Annotated in this window: 18 protein-coding genes, 1 pseudogene and 1 CRISPR repeat array; of the genes and pseudogenes, 13 read left to right on the forward strand and 6 right to left on the reverse strand. The window is 39.8% G+C overall.

The window, feature by feature from the left end; translation table 11 throughout:
- Nucleotide 1 precedes the first annotated feature (1 nt).
- A complete protein-coding gene (locus L1N97_RS14730) occupies nt 2-994 on the forward strand; it encodes a hypothetical protein (protein ID WP_236130325.1) in 993 nt (330 codons plus the stop codon).
- A gap of 175 nt (nt 995-1,169) precedes the next feature.
- On the opposite strand, the gene L1N97_RS14735 is transcribed toward L1N97_RS14730, so the two are convergent.
- The gene (locus L1N97_RS14735) at nt 1,170-1,442 is read right to left on the reverse strand and encodes a hypothetical protein (protein ID WP_236130326.1); all 273 of its coding nucleotides are present in this window, start codon (nt 1,440-1,442) and stop codon (nt 1,170-1,172) included.
- 350 nt (nt 1,443-1,792) lie between these two features.
- Here L1N97_RS14735 and dgt point away from each other — a divergent pair, with 350 nt between their 5' ends.
- A complete protein-coding gene (gene dgt, locus L1N97_RS14740) occupies nt 1,793-3,379 on the forward strand; it encodes a dGTPase (protein WP_236130327.1) in 1,587 nt (528 codons plus the stop codon).
- Between the two features lie 331 nt (nt 3,380-3,710).
- Here the strand turns inward: dgt and L1N97_RS14745 are convergent, their stop codons facing one another.
- On the reverse strand, nt 3,711-4,460 hold the full coding sequence (locus L1N97_RS14745) for a hypothetical protein (protein ID WP_229588177.1): 750 nt from the start codon (nt 4,458-4,460) through the stop codon (nt 3,711-3,713).
- Nucleotides 4,461-4,512: 52 nt separating this feature from the next.
- Complete coding sequence (locus L1N97_RS14750) at nt 4,513-5,034, reverse strand: hypothetical protein (RefSeq protein ID WP_229588179.1); 522 nt, start codon at nt 5,032-5,034, stop codon at nt 4,513-4,515.
- A gap of 670 nt (nt 5,035-5,704) precedes the next feature.
- Here L1N97_RS14750 and L1N97_RS14755 point away from each other — a divergent pair.
- From L1N97_RS14755 to L1N97_RS14780, 6 genes are all read left to right on the forward strand, one after another.
- A complete protein-coding gene (locus L1N97_RS14755) occupies nt 5,705-7,732 on the forward strand; it encodes a tetratricopeptide repeat protein (protein WP_236130328.1) in 2,028 nt (675 codons plus the stop codon).
- A gap of 271 nt (nt 7,733-8,003) precedes the next feature.
- Nucleotides 8,004-8,711, forward strand: a complete 708-nt coding sequence (gene lepB / locus L1N97_RS14760; RefSeq protein ID WP_236130329.1) for a signal peptidase I — start codon at nt 8,004-8,006, stop codon at nt 8,709-8,711.
- Between the two features lie 221 nt (nt 8,712-8,932).
- Nucleotides 8,933-9,802, forward strand: a complete 870-nt coding sequence (locus L1N97_RS14765) for a hypothetical protein (protein WP_236130330.1) — start codon at nt 8,933-8,935, stop codon at nt 9,800-9,802.
- 250 nt (nt 9,803-10,052) lie between these two features.
- Nucleotides 10,053-11,600, forward strand: a complete 1,548-nt coding sequence (locus L1N97_RS14770; protein WP_236130331.1) for a S8 family peptidase — start codon at nt 10,053-10,055, stop codon at nt 11,598-11,600.
- Nucleotides 11,601-12,050: an ATP-binding protein gene (locus L1N97_RS14775; protein WP_329605561.1), complete on the forward strand. Its 450-nt coding sequence runs from the start codon at nt 11,601-11,603 to the stop codon at nt 12,048-12,050. It begins immediately after the preceding gene.
- Between the two features lie 82 nt (nt 12,051-12,132).
- Nucleotides 12,133-12,747: a hypothetical protein gene (locus L1N97_RS14780; RefSeq protein ID WP_236130332.1), complete on the forward strand. Its 615-nt coding sequence runs from the start codon at nt 12,133-12,135 to the stop codon at nt 12,745-12,747.
- A 176-nt stretch (nt 12,748-12,923) separates the two neighbouring features.
- Here the strand turns inward: L1N97_RS14780 and L1N97_RS14785 are convergent, their stop codons facing one another.
- On the reverse strand, nt 12,924-13,622 hold the full coding sequence (locus tag L1N97_RS14785; RefSeq protein WP_236130333.1) for a hypothetical protein: 699 nt from the start codon (nt 13,620-13,622) through the stop codon (nt 12,924-12,926).
- A 206-nt stretch (nt 13,623-13,828) separates the two neighbouring features.
- Between L1N97_RS14785 and cas3f the strand changes: the two genes are divergently transcribed.
- The 5 genes from cas3f to cas6f are packed head-to-tail and all read left to right on the forward strand — an operon-like array spanning nt 13,829 to nt 20,836.
- Nucleotides 13,829-16,858, forward strand: a complete 3,030-nt coding sequence (cas3f, locus tag L1N97_RS14790) for a type I-F CRISPR-associated helicase Cas3f (protein WP_236130334.1) — start codon at nt 13,829-13,831, stop codon at nt 16,856-16,858.
- A gap of 12 nt (nt 16,859-16,870) precedes the next feature.
- Nucleotides 16,871-18,241, forward strand: coding sequence for a type I-F CRISPR-associated protein Csy1 (gene csy1 / locus L1N97_RS14795; RefSeq protein ID WP_236130335.1), 1,371 nt, complete (start codon nt 16,871-16,873; stop codon nt 18,239-18,241).
- Entirely contained in the window at nt 18,238-19,218 is a 981-nt protein-coding gene (gene csy2 / locus L1N97_RS14800) for a type I-F CRISPR-associated protein Csy2 (protein WP_236130336.1), read from the forward strand. Before csy1 ends, csy2 begins: the two co-directional genes overlap by 4 nt.
- 17 nt (nt 19,219-19,235) lie before the next feature.
- Nucleotides 19,236-20,273, forward strand: a complete 1,038-nt coding sequence (gene csy3, locus L1N97_RS14805) for a type I-F CRISPR-associated protein Csy3 (RefSeq protein ID WP_236130337.1) — start codon at nt 19,236-19,238, stop codon at nt 20,271-20,273.
- A 2-nt stretch (nt 20,274-20,275) separates the two neighbouring features.
- Nucleotides 20,276-20,836 (forward strand): type I-F CRISPR-associated endoribonuclease Cas6/Csy4, encoded by a 561-nt coding sequence (cas6f, locus tag L1N97_RS14810; RefSeq protein ID WP_236130338.1) that lies wholly within the window; start codon nt 20,276-20,278, stop codon nt 20,834-20,836.
- 128 nt (nt 20,837-20,964) lie between these two features.
- Nucleotides 20,965-22,492: direct repeats of the CRISPR family, unit length 28 nt; unit sequence GTTCACTGCCGGATAGGCAGCTTAGAAA.
- 59 nt (nt 22,493-22,551) lie between these two features.
- Here the strand turns inward: cas6f and L1N97_RS17115 are convergent.
- Together L1N97_RS17115 and L1N97_RS14815 are read right to left on the reverse strand one after the other, a co-directional pair.
- Nucleotides 22,552-23,634 (reverse strand): annotated as a pseudogene (locus L1N97_RS17115) (type II toxin-antitoxin system HipA family toxin); the annotation flags it as partial.
- Complete coding sequence (locus L1N97_RS14815) at nt 23,635-23,895, reverse strand: helix-turn-helix domain-containing protein (protein ID WP_236130339.1); 261 nt, start codon at nt 23,893-23,895, stop codon at nt 23,635-23,637. It abuts the pseudogene before it with no gap.
- Nucleotides 23,896-24,291: the final 396 nt, after the last annotated feature.

Here is a 24,291-nt window from a genome sequence, read left to right on the forward strand (position 1 = left end):
TATGTCTAAGCTTTCTGAAAACTCAGGGCCATCTAAAATGTATAGCATGGATAGGAAGGGTAGTTTAGCACTTCCGCCAAAAGAAAACTCTAACAGTTATATTGCGTCTCCTACTACGGGTATAAAGATCCCATTAAAAGAAATCGTTATTGCATCAGAAAACGTATGGGATAGCGTCTATAAATCACGCTATAACTCACGTAATAAGAATTTGTTAACACCCGCTACGGTGATGAATATTCTTCCTTCAATTAGAGAAGCTGGTCGTAATACTATCGCTGCTCTTGCAATTAAAGACGAGAATGGTAAGTTTGAAATTCTTTCTGGCATGAAAAGAAGTTATGCGGTTAGCATTTCCCCTGGTACTAGTCTTGTTGTCCATTACGCAGAGAAAATGGATGAATCTGATAAGCAGGTACTTTCAAAGACTGCAGACATGCATGAAAAACCATCTTTTTTAGATGTTGCTCTCTCTATTAAAGATTATAAAAATGAAGTAGGGGAGGCTTTTTCGTTAAGAAAAGCAGGAGCTATTTTTGATGTAAGTAAATCTTCTATTGGTGATTTGGTTAAATTTGGTAATTTACCTGAAGAATTATTTCGTTTGTTTCCAGGCGCGGGTTATGTGACATGGCGTTTTCTAAAGCAAATAGTTGATAGCGGAAAAGATAATGATGAAATAATTGATGCAATCAAAAATCTTGATCCAATTTCCTCTGATATTGACAAAGTACTCTCGGAAAACGCACACAAGTTACTTGCAAGCGAATGTAAGTCGTTAGAAAAAGAGATCTTAAAAACACTTATTAAGAAAGAACCTAAGAAAGTGTCTAAGGGTTTTGCGAAGAACTCACCTTTTAACGAGGCTAACTTGATTAATGGTATAAAGGTTAAAGTTGAAACAAAAGGTGCAATCAGTATGACCTTTGATAAAGTATTTTTTGAGAGCGACACCGGGAAAAAACTCTTAAAATTAATTTCCTTAGACTCATAGTGCCGTTAGTGTCCAGCGCTGGACATTAAATGTGAAATTGATGGCTTTTTAGAAAAATATTTCGCTTTGTTAGGCAGTTACGATAAATGTTTTGTCGCCTATAACAGCCTATTGGATATTTAGAAATTTAAATGAACGCTTATAAAGTGCTTCGTGTTAGCCGTTTTGAACTGTATTAATAAATGTGATGTTGAGAGGATAGGGGAGGCGTGTCCTCTATCTTTTCGATATTAATTAGTCTATCTGCTCTTATTTTAATATGCTTTTTTGCTTCTTTGATATTCAGAAAAGTAAAACTGCCATCAAACATGACAGGATCAGAGTCATCAAAGTTGCTCATAAATGCTAAGGCCTCATTGAGTTCTGTGAGCATTTTTTCTCTTCCATGTGTTCTAACACTAATTGACATTACATTGTTGTAAATTCTGCCCGCTTCATTAACACGCATAGTTAGATACTCCGTTATCTTAATGCTCATATATTTAAGAACAAATTAAGTATAAACCTAATATCAATTAATGCCATTGTAAATCTGTATAGATAAGAAACAGTTTTAATGTATATTCTTTAGAGAGTTAGCATGAAGCAGAACGCTTCTAGCTAGTAGTAATAGGAAACCTAAGCTTTCTTAAAACTCATTGTCAGCATAGTTAAGGGTAATGGCTAACATTTACGATTTATTGGTTTGATAATAAATATATGTGGCGAATAAAGGAGGCTGATAATGGATAGCCAGAGCTTATTAAAAATAATTTCGATGTCACTTCTTACTAAATATTCTATGATGGAAGTATTTTAATGAATTATAACGATAAGTTAAAAACAGAACGTCCGAGACCGTCAAGCGTTAAAAACGTAATAAGAGACTTTAATGAAGAAATGGAAAGCGATCGTGGACGGGCAATTAACTCTGCTGCTGTAAGACGTTTACAGCAAAAAACTCAAGTTTTTCCACTTGAAACTAATGCAGCTGTCCGCAGTCGTTTAACACATTCGTTAGAAGTACAGCAAACCGGGCGCTATATTGCAAAACTCATTTTTAAAAAGTTAGATGCAAATAGTTTAACTACACAGTTAGGACTCATTGATAAGCGAGATGGTTTTATTAGTGCAGTTGAAATTGCTTGTTTGCTACATGATGTTGGTAACCCTCCGTTTGGTCATTTTGGCGAAGAAGCAATTAATTTTTGGGCTAGAGAAACGCTTGTCCAAATTTTTAAAGATAATTTTTCTGACGTGGTAGTATTAGAAAGTGAACCAAGCGAGCCGGTTGATTCAAAAGACAGTGGTGAAGATAAGAGCAATACACAACAAAACAATAAAGCTAAACAAAAAGTTGTCGAAAAAGTTGTAGATATACATTTGCGTGATTTATTGTCTTTTGAAGGCAATGCTCAAGCCATTAGGTTGTTGCATAGTTTGCAAGAGCTAAACCTTACCTATACTCAGGTAGCCAGTTTATTTAAGTACACGCGGCCGGCTTATGAAGACAAGCCAGAAGATACCAGTGATTTTAAATATCGAAAGAAAAAGCCAGGTTTTTATCTATCTGAGGAAAGCTACGTTTCCGAGTTAATGTCTACGTTGAATATAGAGGCGGGTTGCCGTTTCCCACTCGCTTATATCATGGAAGCGGCTGATGATATTTCTTATAGCATAGCCGATTTAGATGACGCTTTAGACAAAGGTATTCTTGATGTTGAACAGCTAAGCCAAGCCATAAGAAATCAGTGGAATGCATACAAAGGCCAAAAAGGTATTTCAGATGCAGTGGTTGAAGAGGGGTATTTATTAAAAATAGAAAAAGAAGCACTTACAAATTATCAAAGTACTGTAATTAATAAAAGCCATCATTACATATTAAAGTTAAGAACGTCATTAGTTAATGATTTGGCAAACTATGCTGCAGAGCGGTTTGTTAGTAATCATCAGGCGATTTTCGATGGTACCTTTGACGAGCCATTACTGGGTGGTAATGACAGCTATGATCTGGCTGCAAAAACCCTTAAAGACGTAGCTGTAAGTAAAGTTTTTTCTGATAAAGAGGTTGAACGGCTTGAACTGAAGGGGTTTTCTGTAATTAAAGGTTTGTTACTAATTTACACTCCATTGTTAAAACTGTCATTCGTAGAGTTTAAAAGCTTAGCGACAAGCAATTTTTTAAAAACTCACCCCATTGAAACACGTTTGTTTCGTGACTTATCTCGTAAACACATATCGACTTACTTGAACAGTGTTGAAGATGTCTACAAATTGGAAAAACAAGAAAGCGATAATCTGAAAAAAGAGTTATATTATCGTTGTAGGCTTATTATTGATTACGTAAGTGGTATGACCGATCGCTTTGCTTTAGATGAATACCGCGAATTATCAGCATCAATTTGATTCTTGATGAGTTAAATAATTACGTCTATGACGCGGAGAGCGGTTAGCCCTGGTAAGATTATTTGCTGAAAAAACGGCATTTGCAAGCAATGTCGTTCTATGGACGCATTGTTATTTACTGCAAGTCCGTTGTGGCGCTTTAACCGTCAGGCAGCTTATTAGCGACTGCAGGCCTTAATGATGCGGCCTGTAATGCATTAAAGCACTAGGTGAGATTTGTGCCGCTTTCTATAATACTTTTGGCATTTAGCTCGCACTCTTTTTTGTGTAAAGAATAAAAGAGTGCATAGCCTAAGTACATTGCTAATGTATGAGCTGCCGCGATGTATATTTAGCGACGCAGTCGATTACAAGTTGCAGAGTCAGGGTCGATGCAATTAGCTGTCGTAATTTTGCTAAGACTATAGTTAGCATTAGTTCCTCCATTAAGTTCGGATAAACCAGTGACATAAAGGTTCCCCTCTTTTTCAAACAGACTTATCGGTGTGAATAGGTCTTGTGTTTGAGGCGGAAGTTCACTTGAAGTAATTTTTAATTCTAGTGAATTATTGAGGGCAGCTCTAAAGCTGTTTAAAACCCCGGGTTCAAAACGGCACTTATTTTCATAAGCACAAAAAAGTTGGGTATTTTTCTGAAAATTATGGACCCGATGGTGAGGCACATTTTTCAGCGTTTTGACACGCGTCGACGTTCTCTCAAGTTGCTGCATAAGAAACTCTTGAGTATCCTTTGGCAGCGATGATATAAGCGTTTCAAGCCCAATATGCTCAGTCACAGCAATATAAAGCATTGCTTCTACTTCACTCATTCTGCTAGATGACTTTTTTGCTAGCCAATAAATACTGCCGAATTCATCCTTATCGTCAACTCGGTCTACGCCAAAATCGTTAGAGTACGAATTCAGTATTCTGTTCAGCTGGCAGCGGGAAATGTTATAACCCTCAGAAATGAGATGGTCATGTATTTGCTTGGTGCTTATTGGGGTCGAACGGGGAAGAATGATATCTTGAAAAATGTGAACGACACGTTTGATCCCTTTTTTATCAGAGTCGAATGAAACAGAACTGGTTGTATCAGACATAGCAAGCCCCTTTTATAAAAGAGTAAAATAAGTATTTAAAGGTAGCTAAGTTTCAAGCTACATCATCATAATCACACTTAATGTCGTGACAATGGTCGTCCCAAATGTCAATGATGGCTTGTTGAGATAGTTTTCTTGTGTTTAAACCAAACACATGGACCAATAGTAATGGACCTTCAACTTCGAACTCTTGCAGACCATACTTATTGCATATTGCTCTTACTGCCTTGCTAAAACTGGCAGGATCGTAGCGGCTTGAGATTAAAGATGAGTTATGTTCGACTATATAATTTAAGTTGAAGCTCTCTTTATCCGAGACACAATTAAATTCTTGGTCTATTAGAGGTGAGTCGGCGTTACCATCCAATTGTTCCTGGACTATTAAGTCGGTATGAACAGGGGCAGCTTTGTTGGAAATTAAAGTATCATACTCTTCAGGTATGATAGGATTATGGATATTTTTGTTGGTAATAGAGAAGCTATTGGGGATGATGCTTTCTCGGGAGGGATGCTCAACGCGACTGTTCTTTTTTTTATCAGAATTGAAAGCAACAGAATTGAATAAATCAGACATAGCAAGCTCCTAACGCATATAAAATTGATACGCATCCGCAAAGAAGTGCTGATTAAAAATGGTAAATGTTAAGAGCTTAGATTAAGACTAAGTCAATTTATCAGTAAACCAAAATTATTCAGATAAAGCCCTCTTATAAGGAAACGTAAGTAATTTAATTACAATAATTTTTATATTAAGTTTTGGATTTTGCTATGTGTGTATCTATATCTAATTTTGACAGCACATATCTAGCGTGTTTAGTCAAAAAATTGATGGGTAATTTTTGTACATTTGCCATCAACTTAATTAGATTAAGTTTAAAGAAAAATAATGTCAATAAGAAATTATTAATTATCTCTAAATTTTCCGAGCATACCCTGTGCTCAGAACGTGACCAAGCCGCGGAGTCATTTTTAGTCGGTATTGCTAACGCAGCAAAGCTTAGTGGTACAAGCCGATGCCTTTTACATGGTTATATCCCACCCATGCAGTCTATCTTTTGAGTTCATTCAATTTGAGTTTTTCTAGCTTTCTAAGAAGTGCTTTTATTGAGCGGTCAAAATATTTTTCATGTTTAAATGTTAGGTTATGCATCAGATGCGTTCTCTACTATTTATAGTGCCCTCTAACAACTAGGTCGTTAAGTTATTGAAACTGGTTAGTTTCGCTAAAATTATTGGAGTATGACATGCAAAGTTTGACATTTCCTGAAAGTAAAAATTTTCATTTTATCAGCGTGTTAGCAGGCGAGCTTAGTCATTCCTTGACGAGTGAAGATGTGCTATCAACTGAGGCCCAAGATGTTTATAGCGCTATATACGAGCTTTTGCTAAATGCGGCTGAACCCCTTAAATATATTGAAAACGACGTGGAGCGCAGTCTATCAGCAGAGTTAATGCAATCCCCTGAAGTGTTCGATTTAGAAAAAGCTAAAACGTTATTTGCAAATTCAGCATTGTCAATACTAAACCAATCGCTTGCACTTGCTCTTATTTCTTGGTTTGAGCACGGCACCGACTCGCTTGCTCGTTGGCTGAATTTGAAGTCTGATGAGCAAAAAACGTTTCTTTATATTGCTTGTAATCTATTTACAAGTCTTGATTCGAGATTCTCGGCTGAGCAGTTTCTGAAATACTTAGCGTTAAAGTATGTATCGAAACTGGGGCAGCAGTTCGACGAGCAACAGCTTCAAGCCTACATAAACATTGTTATTTTGCAGAGTAAGTTTTGTTATGAATTGCGAATAGATTTTGAACTGGCTTTCACTCTTTTAAATAGTGGGCTTGATGTCTTAGATAATTTAAACACAAGAGTCAAAGATTCATTGTTATATTTGGAATGCGAGCAGGTACTTACAGGTAAATTAGGCGATCTTTACTCACGGCATGTTTATGTTAACCTTGCGAACCAACTTTGTTACAGAAACCTAGCTATTAGTCGGCGTATCATTAAACAGTTTGGTGGAACACCTGCGCGTTTTCAAGAATTAGCTATCGCGTTTGGTCGACTAGGTAACTTTGAAGCACTTTATCATGATTCTGGCAGAACAGCGAAAAAATGGTACTTGCAAAGCTTAATTATCATCGAAGAACAGATGGCTAAGTTTGGTGAAACACCTGAGCGTATGGAATATGTTATTAAATTACTCCACGCTTTAGTTTTTAGGTATAATAGTGGTGAAAGTTTGGTTTCCAAGCGCAACATATTAGCAGAGTGTTTAGCTATCTGCGATAAGCTAATTTATGTAGATGGTGAAACAGAAGAGCGCTTAGACATTTTAGCTGATGTGCTTGAAAACTTGCATTACGGAGAGAGGGAAAAGGATTTTGCCAATGCTGAGCGCTCTTTAGCCATTCGTGAAAGGTTATTTGCAGGAGATAGTGAAGCTAGAGGTTATTTAAGATCTCTATTTTATCCATTCACAAAACTTGCAAATAATTATGCTCGTAGCGGTAATGAGGAGGCAGCAAGAGCAACATATACTCGTTTCATTAACATCGCAGAGAATCAAATTAGTCTAAAACCAAATTTTCTTGACTCAGATATGTTGTCTGCTGCTCTTAGATATTTAGCAGAATTTGAATACGAAATTGGTAATTTTGTTTCAGCTAAAGCATGTTTTACGCGTTATTTAGCTGTCTTAGATGAGTATCCTTTACCATCTTCTGAAATTGAAATTAAGATATCCGTGCTGCATCGTTTAGCAATGCTCGATGAGGCTAACGGTGATGATGCCAGCGCAATGGATCATTATTTACAAATTGTGGCTATTAATAATCAACAGTATATTGAGCAGTCAGCTTCACCCGAATGTTTGCGAGCGTTAACGGTTGCGCTAAGTCGTTTAGCTGATCATGATGATTGTAATATTTTAACTGCCTTGGAAGGTTATAAAAAGTCTTTAATCATTTTGGAGTGCCTGATGTATGCCTTTGGTGAATCAACGGAAGTGATTCAGGGTCTAAATATTTTAATCGAACAATGGACTGAAGAAATGGATCTTAGCTTATTGAGTGATGTAAAAGTTTGTTATGCACGTTACTCATTAATCGTTGATCGATTGCTTGCGGATTTAGAGCAGAAACCAAAGTTTCGAAAGAGTGTATTGGATGAACTTCGACGTTTTTTTCATAAAGAAGAAACGTTAAACTCAATCGATACCGATACCGATACCGATACCGATACCGATTACATCTTTCTAGACTTTGAATTTTAATTTGATTAGTAAATTAAGAAACGTACTAAGTTAAAAAAATCGCCAGCTAATCTGGCGTTTTTTATTTCCTCATAATTCAGGGATAAATTGACAGTTGATGTGGTTAAAGGCTTTGCGTCCAAGTTTCCAATTTTAATTAACGATTAAATTGGTTGTGTCATTTTCATTATGCATCAGATGAGCGGCCCTTATTTATAGTGTTCTCTTACGGCCAAGCAGTTTAGTAAACCATTACACACTGCTAATTATCCTTTATCTGTTGGAGAATGACATGATTATTTCGCAATCGGCGCCCGCCAAAACTAATTCAAATAACATGAGTAAAAAGTGGTTATGGTTATTTGTCCCTCTTCTAATGGCATCTATGTTCTTAACATGGGTAGCGTTATCAACAAACTCATATATTGCAAATATTACGGGTATATCGATGCTCCCGTTAATAAAGAATGGCGACAAAGCTTTTATGCAAAGCGTTGGATCAAAAATAGAGGTGGGTAAAATTCACGGAGTAAGTTCTTTTAAAACTTCGTACAGTGAAACAGGCGTATCGCCAAACCTGATGAAACGAATTATAGCAGGGCCAGGCGATACTTTAGTCTTTCATGCCAGCACTGGAGAATGGTTGTCCATTAACGGCCAAGATGTTGTCATTTCGCCAGCTCAGGGGCACGAAGATTTGTTCTTAACTAATGCAAGCAAAACATATAAGCTTTTGGCAGGAGAGATTGAACACTTAAAAACCCCAATTTATCGTGTTGAAACTAATAATGTTAATGACATGCCGATTACATTTGCTTATTTGAACGAACATGCTGATGTTGATCATAAAGTGGTCGTGCATGTTCCAGATGATCATTATTTTGTTATGTCAGATAACTGGCTAGGAAATTTGGATAGCCGTTACTTTGGACCCATCCACAAAAGACATCTGCGGTTTAAAGTGGTTGCAGTTTTACCGAAACACACGCAGTTGCATTAACAACGTTATCTTGTTTCATTAAACAAAGCAGGCACATCGCCTGCTTTGTGCATTTTAAAAAGATCTTTTTAAGTTGGAAAAAATTTCAACTTTTTTTGCAAATAAGTCTTTGGATAATCATCAGATGCATGGCCTCTCATTAATATGGTTTTTATCGGATGCGCGGGAAAGAAATTTTTTCGTTGCTCTTTTACTGATCAGTTATTACAGAGGTATTGCTTATGAAAAATCTTATCGCACTTTCTTTATTTATTCCGTTACTTACTGCTTGTGGCGGTGGTGAATCAGAGCCACCTATTGGACCTTTTAGTGCCAGGCTAAGTACCATTCCTAGCGTTCTTAACGAGAGTAGCACGTTACCTGTCTCGGTAACGGTGCAGAATGTGAAAACTTCAGCAAACTTTACGGTAGTTTCTAATATTCCACAGATCATCGTTATGCGTGGAGAGGGTAATAACTTTACGCTGCAAGTTGCAGAGGTTGATAGAGAATATTCAGGGTTTATCACATTAACCGCTATCGATGGAACGGATGAAACGCGGCGGGTGCTTACTAATATTCAGGTAACAATAGATAACAGCTCATTTACTGAAAAACTGGCTGATATCGAGTTTTTACAAAGCCAGCGTGAACGTTTAGTCGCGGCAACCGAAGAAGAAACGCTGTTAGTAGCGTTGCGTGAACTAATGGTGCTCAACAACCCAAGTGAACAAGCAGCACAAACTAGCCACAGCGCTATAAATACCAACGCGACTGCACTCTCTAGCGCAATTGCTGCGATACAGGTGAGTAATTATAAGCAAGGTAATGTGTCTGATGCGCAACTTATAACTGAGTATCAGTATGCACTCACTCACCTTGAGGAGCATATGGCGCCTTATCGTACATTACTGAATACGCTTTTTAGCCAACTTGCTAACAGTTTACCTGCCGTCGTGCAAGCCAACCAATTTCAGTTAAATACTCAGCTTAAAACGTCTTCCTTTTTTACGGGTAATGCTGCTTTGGGCCAAGTAGTAGGAGATCAATGGGTTTTCAATGATGACGTCGCTTATTTAGCTGATTTAACCAACAACACTTGTGGCTTATAAGCTCATTTAATATTTTAGGAGAATGACTATGTTGAAGTTGACTACCGGATTTTCACTGCTGAGTATCGCGCTCTTTTCAAGTTGCTTGCTGGCTCAATCTGCACGTTTGATTGTAAGTAATGACATTAAAGCACTTAACTTACCGTATGTTGCTACGCAGTCACAGGTTCAAACCGAAAACTGTTTTACCTTAAGAAGCGGTAAAAACTGGTGCGTACCTTCGTTGCTTGTACAGCAGACTTCACAGAATATGATGCATCACAATCATACCGTAGTATCTACAGAGCTTCGCTCTCAAGTTGTGCATGTGCCTTTAGAACTGACAATTGATGAGGCTGAGCAATTGTTGATAGACAGTGGTCTTTACCATTATGTTGAACGTGATGTGATTGTGCAAAGTAGCGAGACGGCATGGCATAGCGTTACACCGAATGATCCTGAGTTTTATAAGCAAGGCTATTTTAACGACAACTCTGCGGCTAACCCGATATCATCTTCGGTCTTATCGCTGTGGGGCAAGTTACAAGCGCCAGAAAAGAATGTCGATGTGTATGTGCTTGATGGTGGGTTTCGTTCACATCAGGATATCAATTATGCCGATGGCGTGAATTTTGTTGTCGTGTCTTTTGACAACGAGCGTAAGTCGGGCTTTTTGGAGCAAGATTTTAACGAGAGTTGTGAAAGCAGCCATGGTTTGGGTGTTGCAGGTGTTATTGGCGCAGGGATCAGTAATGCTAACGCAATAACCGGTATGGTTGGCGATGTAACAATTCATCCAGTTAGAGTACTTAATTGTCGAAATGGTTTTTTAAGTGACGTTGCTGCTTCGCTTGATTGGTTTTCGGGCAATGGGGAATACCTCAAATCACAATCACCTGAATTACCTGAGTTTGAGGGTGAGCCGGGCATTATTAATATGAGCTTAGGAGGCATGGTTTCAGAATGTCCTCGTTATTTACAAAATGCTATTAATAAAGCCATCGCAAAAGGGTTTGTGTTAGTGGCTGCAGCAGGTAATGAGAGTAAAGACGTGGCCATGGTCGCTCCCGCAAATTGTGACGGCGTTATTTCTGTCGGTGCTGCTGCATCGAGTGACTATACCCCGACAGATTTGTCTTCATTTAGTAATTATGGTCCCACTCTGGACATAATGGCTCAGGGGAGTTCCGTTAGTAGCTTAATAAGAAATGAGCAAGTTTCATCTTGGAACGGCACGAGTTTCTCAAGCCCAATCGTGGCAGGTTTACTGGCATTGGTTAAAAAAGATTTTGATTTTACTCCAGAGCAGTGGAGTACCTTAGTGGCTATTTCCGGTGAACATCGTTGGTCTGAAAACAGTCGATGTGAGTCTTTAGGCTGTGGTGGCGGTATTTTAGATGGCGTTAAGCTTTATGAAAATGCTGAAAAATTGCAAAAAGGCGAGTTAAACAGCGCGACATATACTTTAAATTTGATCAGTGCATGTCGTCAGCAATGGGCCGTAACCAACTTACGCCAAGGCAAAAAGCTGTGTGATCAAGTCAGTTTAGCGTTAGAAGCGTTTTCGAGAATAAATGACCGTGAAGTCATCAAATTATATGCCGCCGAAAAAGGTGCCGTAGTAAATTTGAATCAGGGGGCAAATTCGTTAACCTGGATAGGTGATTTTTCACAAAGTCATTTCATTATGGATAAATCGACACTCTTGAATCGTGATGTCTACGGTCAAATTTGTAATATTGATACTAACGAGTGTCGGTTATTGATGCGCGTGACAACGTCAGATTTAAACAACGTGCCGATTGCTTGCCAAGAGTGAATACCATTTGGGTTAGTAACGGGGGCAACGGGCTGCGGTAAAACGTATCTTGCCTGCTCGCTGGCAACACAAGCGTGCGACCAACATCACAGCGTACGTTACTACCGGCTCGGTGAGCTGTTAGATGAGCTACATATCGGCCACGCCGACGGCTCATACCGCCAACAACTGAGCACCTTGGCTAAACGTAAACTGCTCATTCTAGACGATTGGGGCATGGAAGCATTAACGGCGCGACAGGCTAACGACTTGCAGGATGTGATGGAAATACGCTACCAGCAATCAAGCACCATTATCGCCAGTCAAATACCGACCCGTGAGTGGTACAAACTGATCCCAAGCCCGACGATCGCTGATGCACTACTAGATAGGCTATTACACAACAGTCACCGAATAGAATTAACAGGAGAGTCGATGAGAAAACTAGACCAATCCGATCACTTAGCGTAAAACTAGAGTTATGAAAAAGAACGGCTAACGGGTGATCGGATAACTCCGGGATCGCTGTTCGGAATCACCGAAATACCCAGCTATGCATCAACAAAACCAATTTCGCCAAATTTCAAACCTTAATTTTGAACAACGACCAGCTTTTCAAAATGGACACAATCAGGGGCATGAATATGCTCAAGGTAAACCGAAGCTCGAACGTCCAGAGTGGTTTTTACAATTAAATACTTTCGGTAAAAAGTGCGCGTTTCAAGTTGAAACAAGTCAAACGAAAGGCGGCTGGATGAGTGTTAATATAGAGTCAGCCGAACGAGAAAACCCAAATGATCCGAATAACAAACGGTATTTGTGGACGAACAAAACCGTATTACAAATGACTAAAACTGAGCTGCCAATCTTCGCAGCGGTCATGTTAGGGTTCTTACCAAGTGCAAGATTTGATAATCATGATTCAAAGTTTTTAGAAGTAATAAACCAAGGTCAGAACTTCTTTATGAAGAGCGGTGGCGGTCAAGGACGAAGCCTTCATGTTGCACCAGTACCAACAATTGAAGCGTATATGTATGGCACATTAGCTTTGACGCAGTATTGTAGAAATTTTAATGGTTTAACTACCGAAACTGGTTTGCAAATCATTACCAAACTTGCCGCTCAACTTTCCGACTGTGGTGGATATAAGCAAGCGCAACAACGGTAAAGCATATCAAAATACAAAATTAACTGAACTAATCCTAGCCCAGTTAATTGCCTTACATCGGGGTAACTCAACGAAATTACATAAGAACCCTCGATCAAGGTTAAACAATGTTCTGCTGTACTTGTCCACAATCTGTACTTTGTGGTTAAGTCAGCAGACCTTAAGCACTAATTTTACTAATTATTTGGCCAAGTATTATCAATCTTTAATTCACTGGCGCATTTGTAATCATCAGCAAATTGACCTGTAGTTGTACCCCGACAAGCCCAGACGTTACCATAGGCATTTGGCGATTGAAACTGATCCCATTTCCACACAGAATCAACTTTTGGTAAGTTATATGCCTGCTCTAATGTTATGTTTCTACATTCATAATCCGCTTTACCTCTAGCTAAACAAATACCTTTGGCCACCGTTGACGCACCATTACACTGAAAATCAGTTTTACCACTAGCCAAGCAAATGCCTTTGGCCAGCGTTGACGCACCATTACACTGAAAATCAGTTTTACCACTAGCCAAACAAATGCCTTTGGCTATCGTTGTTGCACCATTACACTGAAAATCCGTTTTACCACTGGCCAAACAAAAGCCTTTGGCTACCGTTGTCGCACCATTACACTGAAAATCAGTTTTACCACTAGCCAAGCAAAAACCTTTGGCTAGTGTTGTGGCACCTCTACACTGATGATCAGTTTTACCACTATTTTTGCAAACTTCTTTGCCTAGCTCATTTCTCGGAAAATCATCACTTATATTAAGCTTTATGATGATTTCTAAAAAATTCTCTAACTGTGGATTTATTCCAGCAAAAGCACTGAATGAACACAAATAAGATGTTAGTAAAAATAGAATTATATTAATATTTTTCAACACGAAAAGTCCTTTTTAAATAATATTAGGGTTAAGTCAGCATCACAATTGATGCGTATTTGTACTAATCTCACTTGCAGCGTAAATTTAACTGTATATAATTACAGTTAACCTTGGAAAGGCATTCATTGAGTCTAATCAAATATACAAACTGATGTTGAGCTAGAAAAATTTCATTATCGTAAACAAACAACACTAAGGATTGGTAGTTGAATATAGATAAAAAATACACATATGTAATTGATTTTCTTGCTGCATTATCAGCTCTTTTCCATGACTTTGGTAAAGCCACTCTTTTGTTTCAGCATAAAATAAATCCAAAGAAAAAGTCTAAGATTTATGAGCCCTATAGACACGAATGGGTTTCTCTAAGACTGTTTCAGGCTTTTGCTGCTAACAAAAGCGATCAACAATGGCTTTCAGAATTAACATCACTGACGCAAGATGATGAAAGCACTTTAATTGAAAACTTATATTGCGACAATCCAAGTAGAACTGCCCTTGCCCCTTTTGAAGGGTTATCGCCTGTTGCTAGAGTCGTGGCATGGTTAATCGTATCCCATCACCGCCTACCGGCATTTACTCTCGAAGGGTCGACATTAGAGCCATCAGTTAAAAACATGGCCAATTGGCTTGATGATGATTTCGATTCAATTTGGAATTCTAAACAAAGCATCCAAAGCACAGAGCATCAACGAGAGCTTAATTGGAGTTTTAAAAAACGTACGCCTTTTTCTAGCAACACTTGGCGCCTTAAAGCCTCCGAAGTTGCTAAAGAGGCGCTTTGTTGTAAAGCTTTATTTGAAAATGATTATTTTGACCAACGTTTTATTAGTCACATTGCCAGGCTGACCTTAATTCTTGCAGATCAGCACTATTCTTCATTGCCACCTGAAATTAAATGGCAAGATCCAAACTATACAGCCTATGCTAATACAGATCGCATTAAAAAAATTTATAACCAAAAACTCGATGAGCACAACATTGGCGTAAGTCATTACTCTTCAATATTGGCGCATCAGTTACCCTCATTGAAGCAATCTTTACCGACAATCTCAAATTATCCTGTATTTAAAATAAGGTCGACAGGGACCAAATTTGAATGGCAAGACAAAGCGTATGATTGCGCGGTAAAAGTCAGCCAACAAACATCAACACATGGTTTTTTTGGTATTAATATGGCTAGTACAGGTCGCGGCAAGACATTTGCCAACGCACGCATTATGTACGGGCTGAGTGATGAGGCTGTCGGTGCGCGTTTTAGTGTCGCACTAGGACTTCGAACGCTAACTTTGCAAACTGGTGATGCTCTTAAAGAGCGTCTAAAGCTCAAAAATGAAGAGATCGCCGTCTTAATTGGTTCCGCAGCTGTACAACAAATGCATGAAAGTAATAAAGCCCAAAACAAAAAAGATAAGGATGCAACAAACCTTATAACTGGCAGTGAATCACTCTCGGAACCTTTAGGAGAAGACCTATATGTTCAATATGCTGGCGAAGTGTATGAGGGACCATTAAAATCTTGGCTGAAAGAAAAGCCTAAGTTCGAAAAGCTTTTGAGTGCACCAATATTAATAAGTACGATTGATCATCTGATACCTGCAACCGAAGGTGTTCGAGGTGGAAAACAAATCGTGCCTATTCTACGCCTATTAACGTCTGATTTAGTCCTTGATGAACCAGACGACTTTGATGTCGCAGACTTGCCTGCACTATGTAGATTGGTTAATTGGGCGGGCATGCTAGGCTCTAGAGTCTTGTTATCCTCTGCCACTATGCCTCCAGTATTCGTGTGCGCACTGTTTGAAGCCTATCGCACAGGTAGAGAGCACTATAATACTCTTTGTAATCACTCTGAAAATCCACTGCCTGTCGTTTGTAGTTGGTTTGACGAGTTTGATTCAAAATCGATTTGCTGCACTAACAAAGCTGAATTAATGCAAGGGCATAGCGATTTTGTTTTATCTAGAAAAGAATCACTTGAAAAAGAAACGCCGCTTCGCAAAGGAGATCTACTCGATGTTTCAACTCCAAGTCGTGATCCAGCCATTATCATCGCATCACTATCAACTCATATCCGTAAAGGGATATATCAATTACATGATGCGAATCATCAAGTGTCACCGTGTGGGCAAAAAGTTTCTATTGGGTTGGTTCGCATGGCGAATATTAAGCCACTGGTCGCTGTCGCACAAACATTATTCAGCATGCCGGCAGACGAGGGGTACCAGTTCCATTATTGTGTTTATCACAGCCAGCATCCTTTGGCCGTTAGATCAGCCATAGAACAACGATTAGACAGTAATTTAACGCGTTATGACGTCAATGCACTCTGGGATCAAGTAGAAATTAAAGCTGCCTTAGCCCAATACCCTAGTAAACATCACGTTTTTGTTGTGCTGGCAACATCGGTTGCAGAAGTTGGCCGTGATCATGATTACGATTGGGCAATAGCAGAACCTAGCTCGGTTCGCTCACTCATTCAATTAGTCGGACGAATTCAGCGACATAGGCAAAAAATACCAACGACTACAAATTTACTTATCTTATCTCGTAATTATCGTGCACTTAGAGATCTACGTGACAAAAAAGGGAATTCATTACCAGCTTATTGTCAGCCTGGGCCAGAACGAGATGATTTAATATTATTAAGTCATGATCTTAAAACTATCTTGCCTGAGCATTATTATAGACAAGTTAACTCCATACCTAGAATAACCCAACCAAAGTTTATTCTTGCTGATATACGAAAAGACTTTGTCACATTTGAGCATTTTTCATTAATACAAAGCTTATTTCCACCAATAAATATTCCATTACCTTCAACCTTAGCATGGCCAGCCGACTATGCTTCTCAATGGTGGGATATGAACGTTACATGGAGCGCAGAGCTACAACGACGTCGACCGTTTCGTAAATCTTCGTCAGATGCACCCTATTGTTTATTTTTAACTGATAACGAGGATGAACCTATTTTTATGTTGATTGACGATAATGCCTGGCCACGCAAAGAAGTAGTTGCTGACAATATCAGCATGGTGGAATGCCCTTTTGCAACCGGTAATCATTCTTGGTTTGTGCTTGATACTAAGACAGTTTATCGTAATAGATCACAGCTAATGCAAATGACACTAGAGCAGGTAAGCCGTGAATTTGGCGAGATAAGATTACGCGTAAAAAAAACTGTGACCCAATGGTACTATCATCCTATGCTGGGTGTTTTTCAATCAGTTGCATGAAAAGGATTTTTAATGAGCGGAAATAGTTTAAGCAACAAAATTAGTGAGTTTATTAATGCCATAAAAGCAGACAAAATTGAAAAGGCGAAAAAAGCTCTAAATAAAGAAATTAAAAAAGCAAAAAGTGATACTGAACGAGAAGAATTAACGGCTCGTCACGAAGATCTTTGCTCGATAATCGAGAAGCAATATTGTATATCTGATTTCCTCGATCTCACCTCGAAACGAGCAAAGCAGCTTACTCATGTAACGCACCCTGCAAAGTTTTCTCATAGTAAAAACGGTGCCAGTGGTATCTTTGCGATCAAAGACACTAATTGTACCCCATACTTAACGACCTCATGCCTTACTAATACATATTCTGAATTTTCTGGGAATGCTGCTGCTAGTAATGCTGCTCAACTTTTAACGCTGAACCATAACGGACAAAGTTTATTAGATGCAATCAAAAATGGTGATTACAGTGCTTTAGAGCCTTTTGCAAAAGACAAAACCCAACTCGATGCATGGGTAAATGATTTAATGCAGGTTCTTACCTTTGCGGAACCTAAATCGCATAGATACGCAAAACAAGTGTATTTCCCTGTAACTGATGGTCAATACCATTTAATTAGTCCTATGTACTCATCTTCATTGAGTCAAGCTCTATACGAACGTGTTGTGGCCATTCAATTTGGTTCAGAAGAAAAAGCTGTGCGTGATGCGAAAAAGGCAAACCGATATCACGAAAAGGATGTGGTTGTAATACCCAATACAGCGGTACAAATATTTGGTGGCAATAATAAACAAAACATTTCTTTTTTGAATGCTAAACGGCTAGGTAAAGGCTTTCTACTAAACAGTGCGCCGCCGAGCTGGGCATCTTCATTAAAACCACCCATCTATGCAAAATCGATATTTGAAGTTACAGAATTTACCAGTGCTGTATGGCCGTTGTTAAAGGATCTTCAGAACTACATTGAACTTATACAAAAACGTGACAGCACGATTGAGATGCGTAAAAACCTTGTTGCGCTGGTGAACGGCATTATTGATGAACTCTTAAATTATGCCGCTAAGATCCAAGGGCTAAAGAAAGAGGCAGGATGGAGCCAAGCAGGCTGCTCTTTACCTAACGCTGAGAAATTATGGCTCGACCCACTTTGCAACGATTTAGAATTTCAGCGTGCTCGCTCAAATATGTCATGGCAGAAACAAGTATGCGAACATTTTGCTGACTGGCTTAATAATCGAATGAATTATGCTTTCAAAGGTAAAGGCATTGTATTTGGTAAACCGCAGCACGCATATTGGGAGAAGATTTTTGCGTCTAGGCTACGAGATTACGAACTTGGTACTGAAGTAACTGAAGTGTATGACAACGTTAAAGAGGACGTCGTATGAACGGCTATATTCTGCTGGATCGTATCGAAGTGCAAAATGCTAATTGTATTGCTGGCCTAACTTATGGCTTCCCAGCAATAACACATTTTTTGGGATACACACACGCCCTGTCTCGCGTACTAAAAAAAGAAATCGGTTTGGAGCTTACAGGGTGCGGCATTGTTTGCCATGAACATCAAATCCAAGTTCATAGAATTAAAAACGTTGGCCATTATGTGTTTTCGCAGGCACGTAAACCGTTGAACAATAAAGCGGCTTCACCGGCGGAAAATGAAGAAGGCCGCATGAGCATGACGATATCGTTAATTTTGGAAGTCTCGCGTGTAGTAACCAGAAAAGAATACTTAACATTAACTGGTCTTATATCTAAACATGCTGTGCGCCAGCGTTTAGCGGGTGGACAAATTATGAATATTGCAGACGTTGGGGTTTATGGCGGTGATGACAAGCATAAGCTCAGTAAGCAAGTATTACGTAAAGTTCTGCCCGGCTTTGCCCTTATCGACCGTTCACTACTACTTGAGCGCCATTTTAAATCGTTGCTTGCACAAAACGAAAAAGCCTCACGTTTTGATGCTTGGTTAGACTTTGCCAGCTTAAAGTATCGCGCTACACCTCCTCCAGAGATGCAGGGCGATGATGATAACCACAAAGTTGAATGGGAACTAATACCCAAGCCGGAACAAGGCTATTTGGTTCCATTAATGACAGGATACTGCGCTATCAGCGAGCTGTATAAAGCAGGAGTCGTAAATGATACACGAGATCCTAACAGTCCCTTTTGTTTTGTAGAGTCAGTTTACGGTGTTGGTCAGTGGATAAGCCCGCTTCGGGTATTACAACTTGATGACATTATCTGGCGTTATGAATACAAACCACCGCTTTATATATGCAAAACCTCAGAAAACAGCAATCCCCCTCAGCTTATTACTGAGCAAGAGGCAATGTTAGCCGAAACAGAAATAACCTTCTTTTAAAATAAGGATATACGAACATGGTAAAACCCAAGAAATTAACACTCCCAGAAGTACTGTCATTTAGCGGCCGTATTTCACCGTCAGAAGCTCTGTTTGAGGGTGGCCGCTGGGAAGATAGACACGACGCTGGAAAATTTGCACCTATCATGATTACTCAAAAAACCATTAGGGGCACAATTTCAAATCGGTTAAAAGAAAATATTGCCAATAACCCCTTAAAAGTTGACGCAGAAATTCAAAAAGCAAACATCCAGACTATTGATGCAGCATCACTTGAATCCCACCATAACACATTGAAAATGTCTTTTACCGTGCGCTTTTTTAATGACGTTCATGAGCCAACAGCATGTAACAAAAGTGATTACCTTAAGGTAATGCAGTCTACAATATCTGATTATGTCACCCGGACTAACATGAAGGAATTAGCCATTCGGTACGCTACCAATATAGCCAATGGCCGATTTCTATGGCGAAATCGTTTAAATGCGGGCGGTATAGAAATTAATGTAACGCACAAAGACAAAACATGGGTATTTGATGGACACGAATATAGTTTAGACTCATTCGAAAAGCCTACAAGCGATTTAGAGTCGCTAGCCGACGTTATAAGGGGTGGTCTGTTAGCTGACGATTTCACACTGCTAAAGGTCGTTGCATATGTTGAAATAGGTGAAGGTCAAACCGTGTACCCTTCCCAAGAGTTCGTAAACGACAGCTCTGGGCCGAAAAAGAAAAAAGGGGATAAAACTAAATTTCTCCACCAAAAAAATGGTGTCGCAGCTGTGACTTCTCAAAAAATAGGGAACGCCATTCGCACAATAGACACTTGGTACACTAACGAGCACAATCCGAAACCTATTTGCGTTGAGGTATATGGCTCAGTAACCACGCATGGAGTTGCGCACCGCTTGTCAAACATAAATGACTTCTTCACTCTATTCGATGGTTGGATTTTAAACAATAAAGTGCCTGACATTAATCAGCAGCATTATGTTGTTGCCATACTCATCCGCGGTGGTGTTTTTGGGAAAAGTAAGGGTGATAAACCGGAGTAACAATGGACAGTTATATTGAAATTACAGTCAAGCCAGAACCTGAAATTAGTACCAACATTATCATGGGTACGCTTTGCTCAAAATTGCACTCTGTGCTTGGCCAAGTGACACATGGACAAGTAGGGGTTAGTTTTCCAGAGTACGGCAAAACCTTAGGTACCAAATTACGCTTGCATGGTAGCGCTGACGCACTTGAAAAATTGATGGAAAAAAACTGGATGTTTGGTTTGGATAGTTATTGTAGAACCACCAAAGTGTTGAACACGCCTGCAAACTCTCAGTACTGCTATTTCAATCGAGTGCAAACTAAAAGTGCTGAAAACAAACGGAATCGCATCGTCAAGCGTCATTTAATGTCACAAGAAGAAGCGCAAGCAAAGTTTACTGAATCACATGAAGTGATACTAAAGCACCCTTTTTTTCAAACTTCTAGCAAATCCAGCAAGCAATATATGAAGATTTTTGTCGAGCGAGGACCCCTTGTGGACAAGCCTACAATTGGGAGCTTCAATTCGTATGGTTTAAGCCGCCGAGATGAAAAGATAACTGTACCATGGTTTTGACCTTATTTTTGCGGCGTATCGTAACCTATTGATTATTAATTATTAGGACTGCGGCTAAAAAAAAGGGTCATAATTAGTTTTTACACTTATGTTATTGGAAAAGCATTATTTTTTCGTTTATTTTAATTGTTCACTGCCGGATAGGCAGCTTAGAAATGTTCGCTCGGCTCACGCTTGATATGCTCACCGTTCACTGCCGGATAGGCAGCTTAGAAAAGCATTGATGGTGCCAAATGGTGACGGTACTTGTTCACTGCCGGATAGGCAGCTTAGAAACGCAATACATCCAGCAACACGGTAATTCAAGTGTTCACTGCCGGATAGGCAGCTTAGAAAACCGAGATTATCGCCAACGAATTGCAAATGCTGTTCACTGCCGGATAGGCAGCTTAGAAAGTACAGATAGCGTTCAGCTAAAACTAAATCATGTTCACTGCCGGATAGGCAGCTTAGAAATAGCTCTCCCATGGTATCAGAAAGCGCATAGGGTTCACTGCCGGATAGGCAGCTTAGAAAAGCAAAAAAGGCTCGGTTGAATGTATCGATGAGTTCACTGCCGGATAGGCAGCTTAGAAACTCAATCAAAAGGTGTGATGACGATACTCAACGTTCACTGCCGGATAGGCAGCTTAGAAATGACCAACCGACCCACGTAGACGTACTGCCAAGTTCACTGCCGGATAGGCAGCTTAGAAACATGAATGAAGCAGCTAATTTTGCTGATTCAAGTTCACTGCCGGATAGGCAGCTTAGAAAAGATACGCAGGCTCTGATGATAAATTGGTGATGTTCACTGCCGGATAGGCAGCTTAGAAATTCAAACTAAAAAGGTTAGAGGCTATATTTACGTTCACTGCCGGATAGGCAGCTTAGAAAAAGTAGCTACTCATGTCCGAGCGGTTGGAACGGTTCACTGCCGGATAGGCAGCTTAGAAACGAGTTCAATGTAGAATAATATTGAACGGTCTGTTCACTGCCGGATAGGCAGCTTAGAAATGCCCTGATGCTGATGATCTTAAACAAGTGCTGTTCACTGCCGGATAGGCAGCTTAGAAAGCGCATGGCTAAGGACGAGCAGGCGATTATCAGTTCACTGCCGGATAGGCAGCTTAGAAAAGTTAGGCATCGAACAAGATCAGAGTACAACTGTTCACTGCCGGATAGGCAGCTTAGAAAATACATGATGGCTAAAGCCGGAGATGCAGGGTGTTCACTGCCGGATAGGCAGCTTAGAAAGTTCAAATGATAGCTAATATCACCTAAAATCAGTTCACTGCCGGATAGGCAGCTTAGAAAATTATGGGCATCAAACTTAGATGACCGTATTCATTCACTGCCGGATAGGCAGCTTAGAAATACGGCACCCGCGAATTCACAGGAGCAGAATTGTTCACTGCCGGATAGGCAGCTTAGAAACATGAATGAAGCAGCTAATTTTGCTGATTCAAGTTCACTGCCGGATAGGCAGCTTAGAAAATGCTCATGTATGACAGTGAAATCTTAGCGGCGTTCACTGCCGGATAGGCAGCTTAGAAACATGCCTGATAGCATCCCCTGGCCAATGGTACGTTCACTGCCGGATAGGCAGCTTAGAAAGGAATCAAGCAACGCTACACTTGCCGCAGCCAGTTCACTGCCGGATAGGCAGCTTAGAAATTTAGTAAGTCGTCATTAAAAGGCGTAGGGCCGATCAAACGGCATTCTGTTTTTCTTCCTTTAGAGGCTTTTAATGACATAGCCAAGCGCAAGTCTTTTTCATGTAAACCTTTTTTAGAGATTACAGGAAATGCAGACAAGATATCGTATAGCGGTGTTAGTCGATATTGATCTTGCTGTTCAAGAAAAATGGAGAAGTTTTTTGCATGACCATCGGTTGCACCCAGCAGCCAGAATAAAACCTTGCTACGCATGAAAGTTTCTTTATCATGTTTGGGGTTTGCTGCACCAAGTAGCTCTTTCATTATGGTTGAAATGCTAGGGCCACCGTCGACTTCATATTTTCTAGCTGGGGAAGTGCCGCTAACCTGACAGAAATCCTCTTGTGGTAGCCGCATGATCCAGTTGTTATCAGCCGCCATCTTGCGATCAAAGCGTTCAACCACCAACGCCTTAATGCCGTTGGGCATTATCATCTGACAGTTTGCAGTTTCAAAGCCGTAGGACTTGGCGATGTTAAGGCACAGATATTCATTTTCAACACTGTGCGTCATATCAATCACGCGATCATGTGAGCGTATCTCGCCTATTGGCAGCTTAATAATGTGCGTCGTGGGTGTCGCGTTATGTGGTAAGCACCAATGGCCTTGATGGAATAATAGCGCCGTTTTTTCCTGCGCACCCGCCAGTGAAATACGTAAGTCTTGTATATCGTCCAGCATGCCTAAAGGTTTTTTTGACTGATAGCCATTTAATATCTTTGCTAGTTCAGTATCCGTTAGCGCACTCGCCTCAATGCGTTTTATGACAGGCGCATCTGCACCTGAAGGAACCAACTGTATTGCACCGACACAATCCCTTCCGACTTGGCTAAGGATATCAAAGGGCTCTGTTGAGTTTGCTTTAAAGCGTGCCACCATCCGCTCGCGAATTTCGCGAGAGTCGGGCAGTAAGTTGTCAAAAAAGTTATAGACTTCAGGTCCTGTATACCGTTAAGGTCGAAGCGTTAAGGAAAGTGATAAGCTTCTGCGTCCAGGCGAGTTCAGCCAAGCAGTATCGTAAGTGAAGGCATTTGCACCCCGTTTATCGCGCTGATATTCACCCACCCTAATTCCATTCATGTAAATATCAAGAGTATCCATTTACCAGCCCTCTTGCCATGTACTTTGCTCTGGGTCGGTGGATTTATCTCCGCGGGGGAAGATATCCAGCTGTAGCTGCAACGCGGCAAGGATTTTGAAAAATGTGGCTAACTTGCAGGATTCAGGCTTGTTCTCAAAATCAGAGATTGTCGCCACCCGAAGACCGACTAGCTGCGCGATCTCTGCTTGTGTAACACCGTGCTTTTTGCGATATATTTTTATCAGTGTGCTAAGTTGTTCTGGACGAGTGATCTGCATCATACACACTCCACTTTATTCGCTATACTTTTTATCAATGTATACGCTACAGCGTATATATTGTCAATATACGCTTTAGCGTAATAAGTAAAAATTGAGTTTGGTGGTTTATTGCGGGAATACAGTGTGTATTTTTAGCAGTTAGAACACCTGAAATTATCTAAAAAGTGTCGAAAAATTTCGATACAAAAACTCAGGATTTTTTCTGATTTTAAAAAGTTGTGTCGTGAATTTTTATGGAATAAGTTACTTTTTCAAAAATATAGTTACACAAAATGTGACTAATCAGTTTAAATTAGCATGGACTTTATGCTTTTTAGGATGGCCAACTTTCCTATAAATGATGGTTTGGTCATAGCCGTTACCTCACTTAATAACAGCGAAAATTGGGTTTTATGC

The sequence above is a fragment of the Rheinheimera sp. UJ63 genome (assembly GCF_021568285.1).
Lineage (GTDB): Bacteria > Pseudomonadota > Gammaproteobacteria > Enterobacterales > Alteromonadaceae > Alishewanella > Alishewanella maricola.

What these genes read in the sequence shown, in the direction of transcription:
- L1N97_RS14815 (WP_236130339.1), bottom strand. Translation starts at nt 23,895, where the DNA reads ATGATGCAGATCACTCGTCCAGAACAACTTAGCACACTGATAAAAATA.
- L1N97_RS14730 (WP_236130325.1), top strand. Translation starts at nt 2, where the DNA reads ATGTCTAAGCTTTCTGAAAACTCAGGGCCATCTAAAATGTATAGCATG.
- cas6f (WP_236130338.1), top strand. Translation starts at nt 20,276, where the DNA reads ATGGACAGTTATATTGAAATTACAGTCAAGCCAGAACCTGAAATTAGT.
- csy1 (WP_236130335.1), top strand. Translation starts at nt 16,871, where the DNA reads ATGAGCGGAAATAGTTTAAGCAACAAAATTAGTGAGTTTATTAATGCC.
- L1N97_RS14755 (WP_236130328.1), top strand. Translation starts at nt 5,705, where the DNA reads ATGCAAAGTTTGACATTTCCTGAAAGTAAAAATTTTCATTTTATCAGC.
- L1N97_RS14735 (WP_236130326.1), bottom strand. Translation starts at nt 1,442, where the DNA reads ATGCGTGTTAATGAAGCGGGCAGAATTTACAACAATGTAATGTCAATT.
- L1N97_RS14745 (WP_229588177.1), bottom strand. Translation starts at nt 4,460, where the DNA reads ATGTCTGATACAACCAGTTCTGTTTCATTCGACTCTGATAAAAAAGGG.
- lepB (WP_236130329.1), top strand. Translation starts at nt 8,004, where the DNA reads ATGATTATTTCGCAATCGGCGCCCGCCAAAACTAATTCAAATAACATG.
- L1N97_RS14780 (WP_236130332.1), top strand. Translation starts at nt 12,133, where the DNA reads ATGCATCAACAAAACCAATTTCGCCAAATTTCAAACCTTAATTTTGAA.
- L1N97_RS14750 (WP_229588179.1), bottom strand. Translation starts at nt 5,034, where the DNA reads ATGTCTGATTTATTCAATTCTGTTGCTTTCAATTCTGATAAAAAAAAG.
- csy3 (WP_236130337.1), top strand. Translation starts at nt 19,236, where the DNA reads ATGGTAAAACCCAAGAAATTAACACTCCCAGAAGTACTGTCATTTAGC.
- csy2 (WP_236130336.1), top strand. Translation starts at nt 18,238, where the DNA reads ATGAACGGCTATATTCTGCTGGATCGTATCGAAGTGCAAAATGCTAAT.
- dgt (WP_236130327.1), top strand. Translation starts at nt 1,793, where the DNA reads ATGAATTATAACGATAAGTTAAAAACAGAACGTCCGAGACCGTCAAGC.
- L1N97_RS14765 (WP_236130330.1), top strand. Translation starts at nt 8,933, where the DNA reads ATGAAAAATCTTATCGCACTTTCTTTATTTATTCCGTTACTTACTGCT.
- L1N97_RS14770 (WP_236130331.1), top strand. Translation starts at nt 10,053, where the DNA reads ATGATGCATCACAATCATACCGTAGTATCTACAGAGCTTCGCTCTCAA.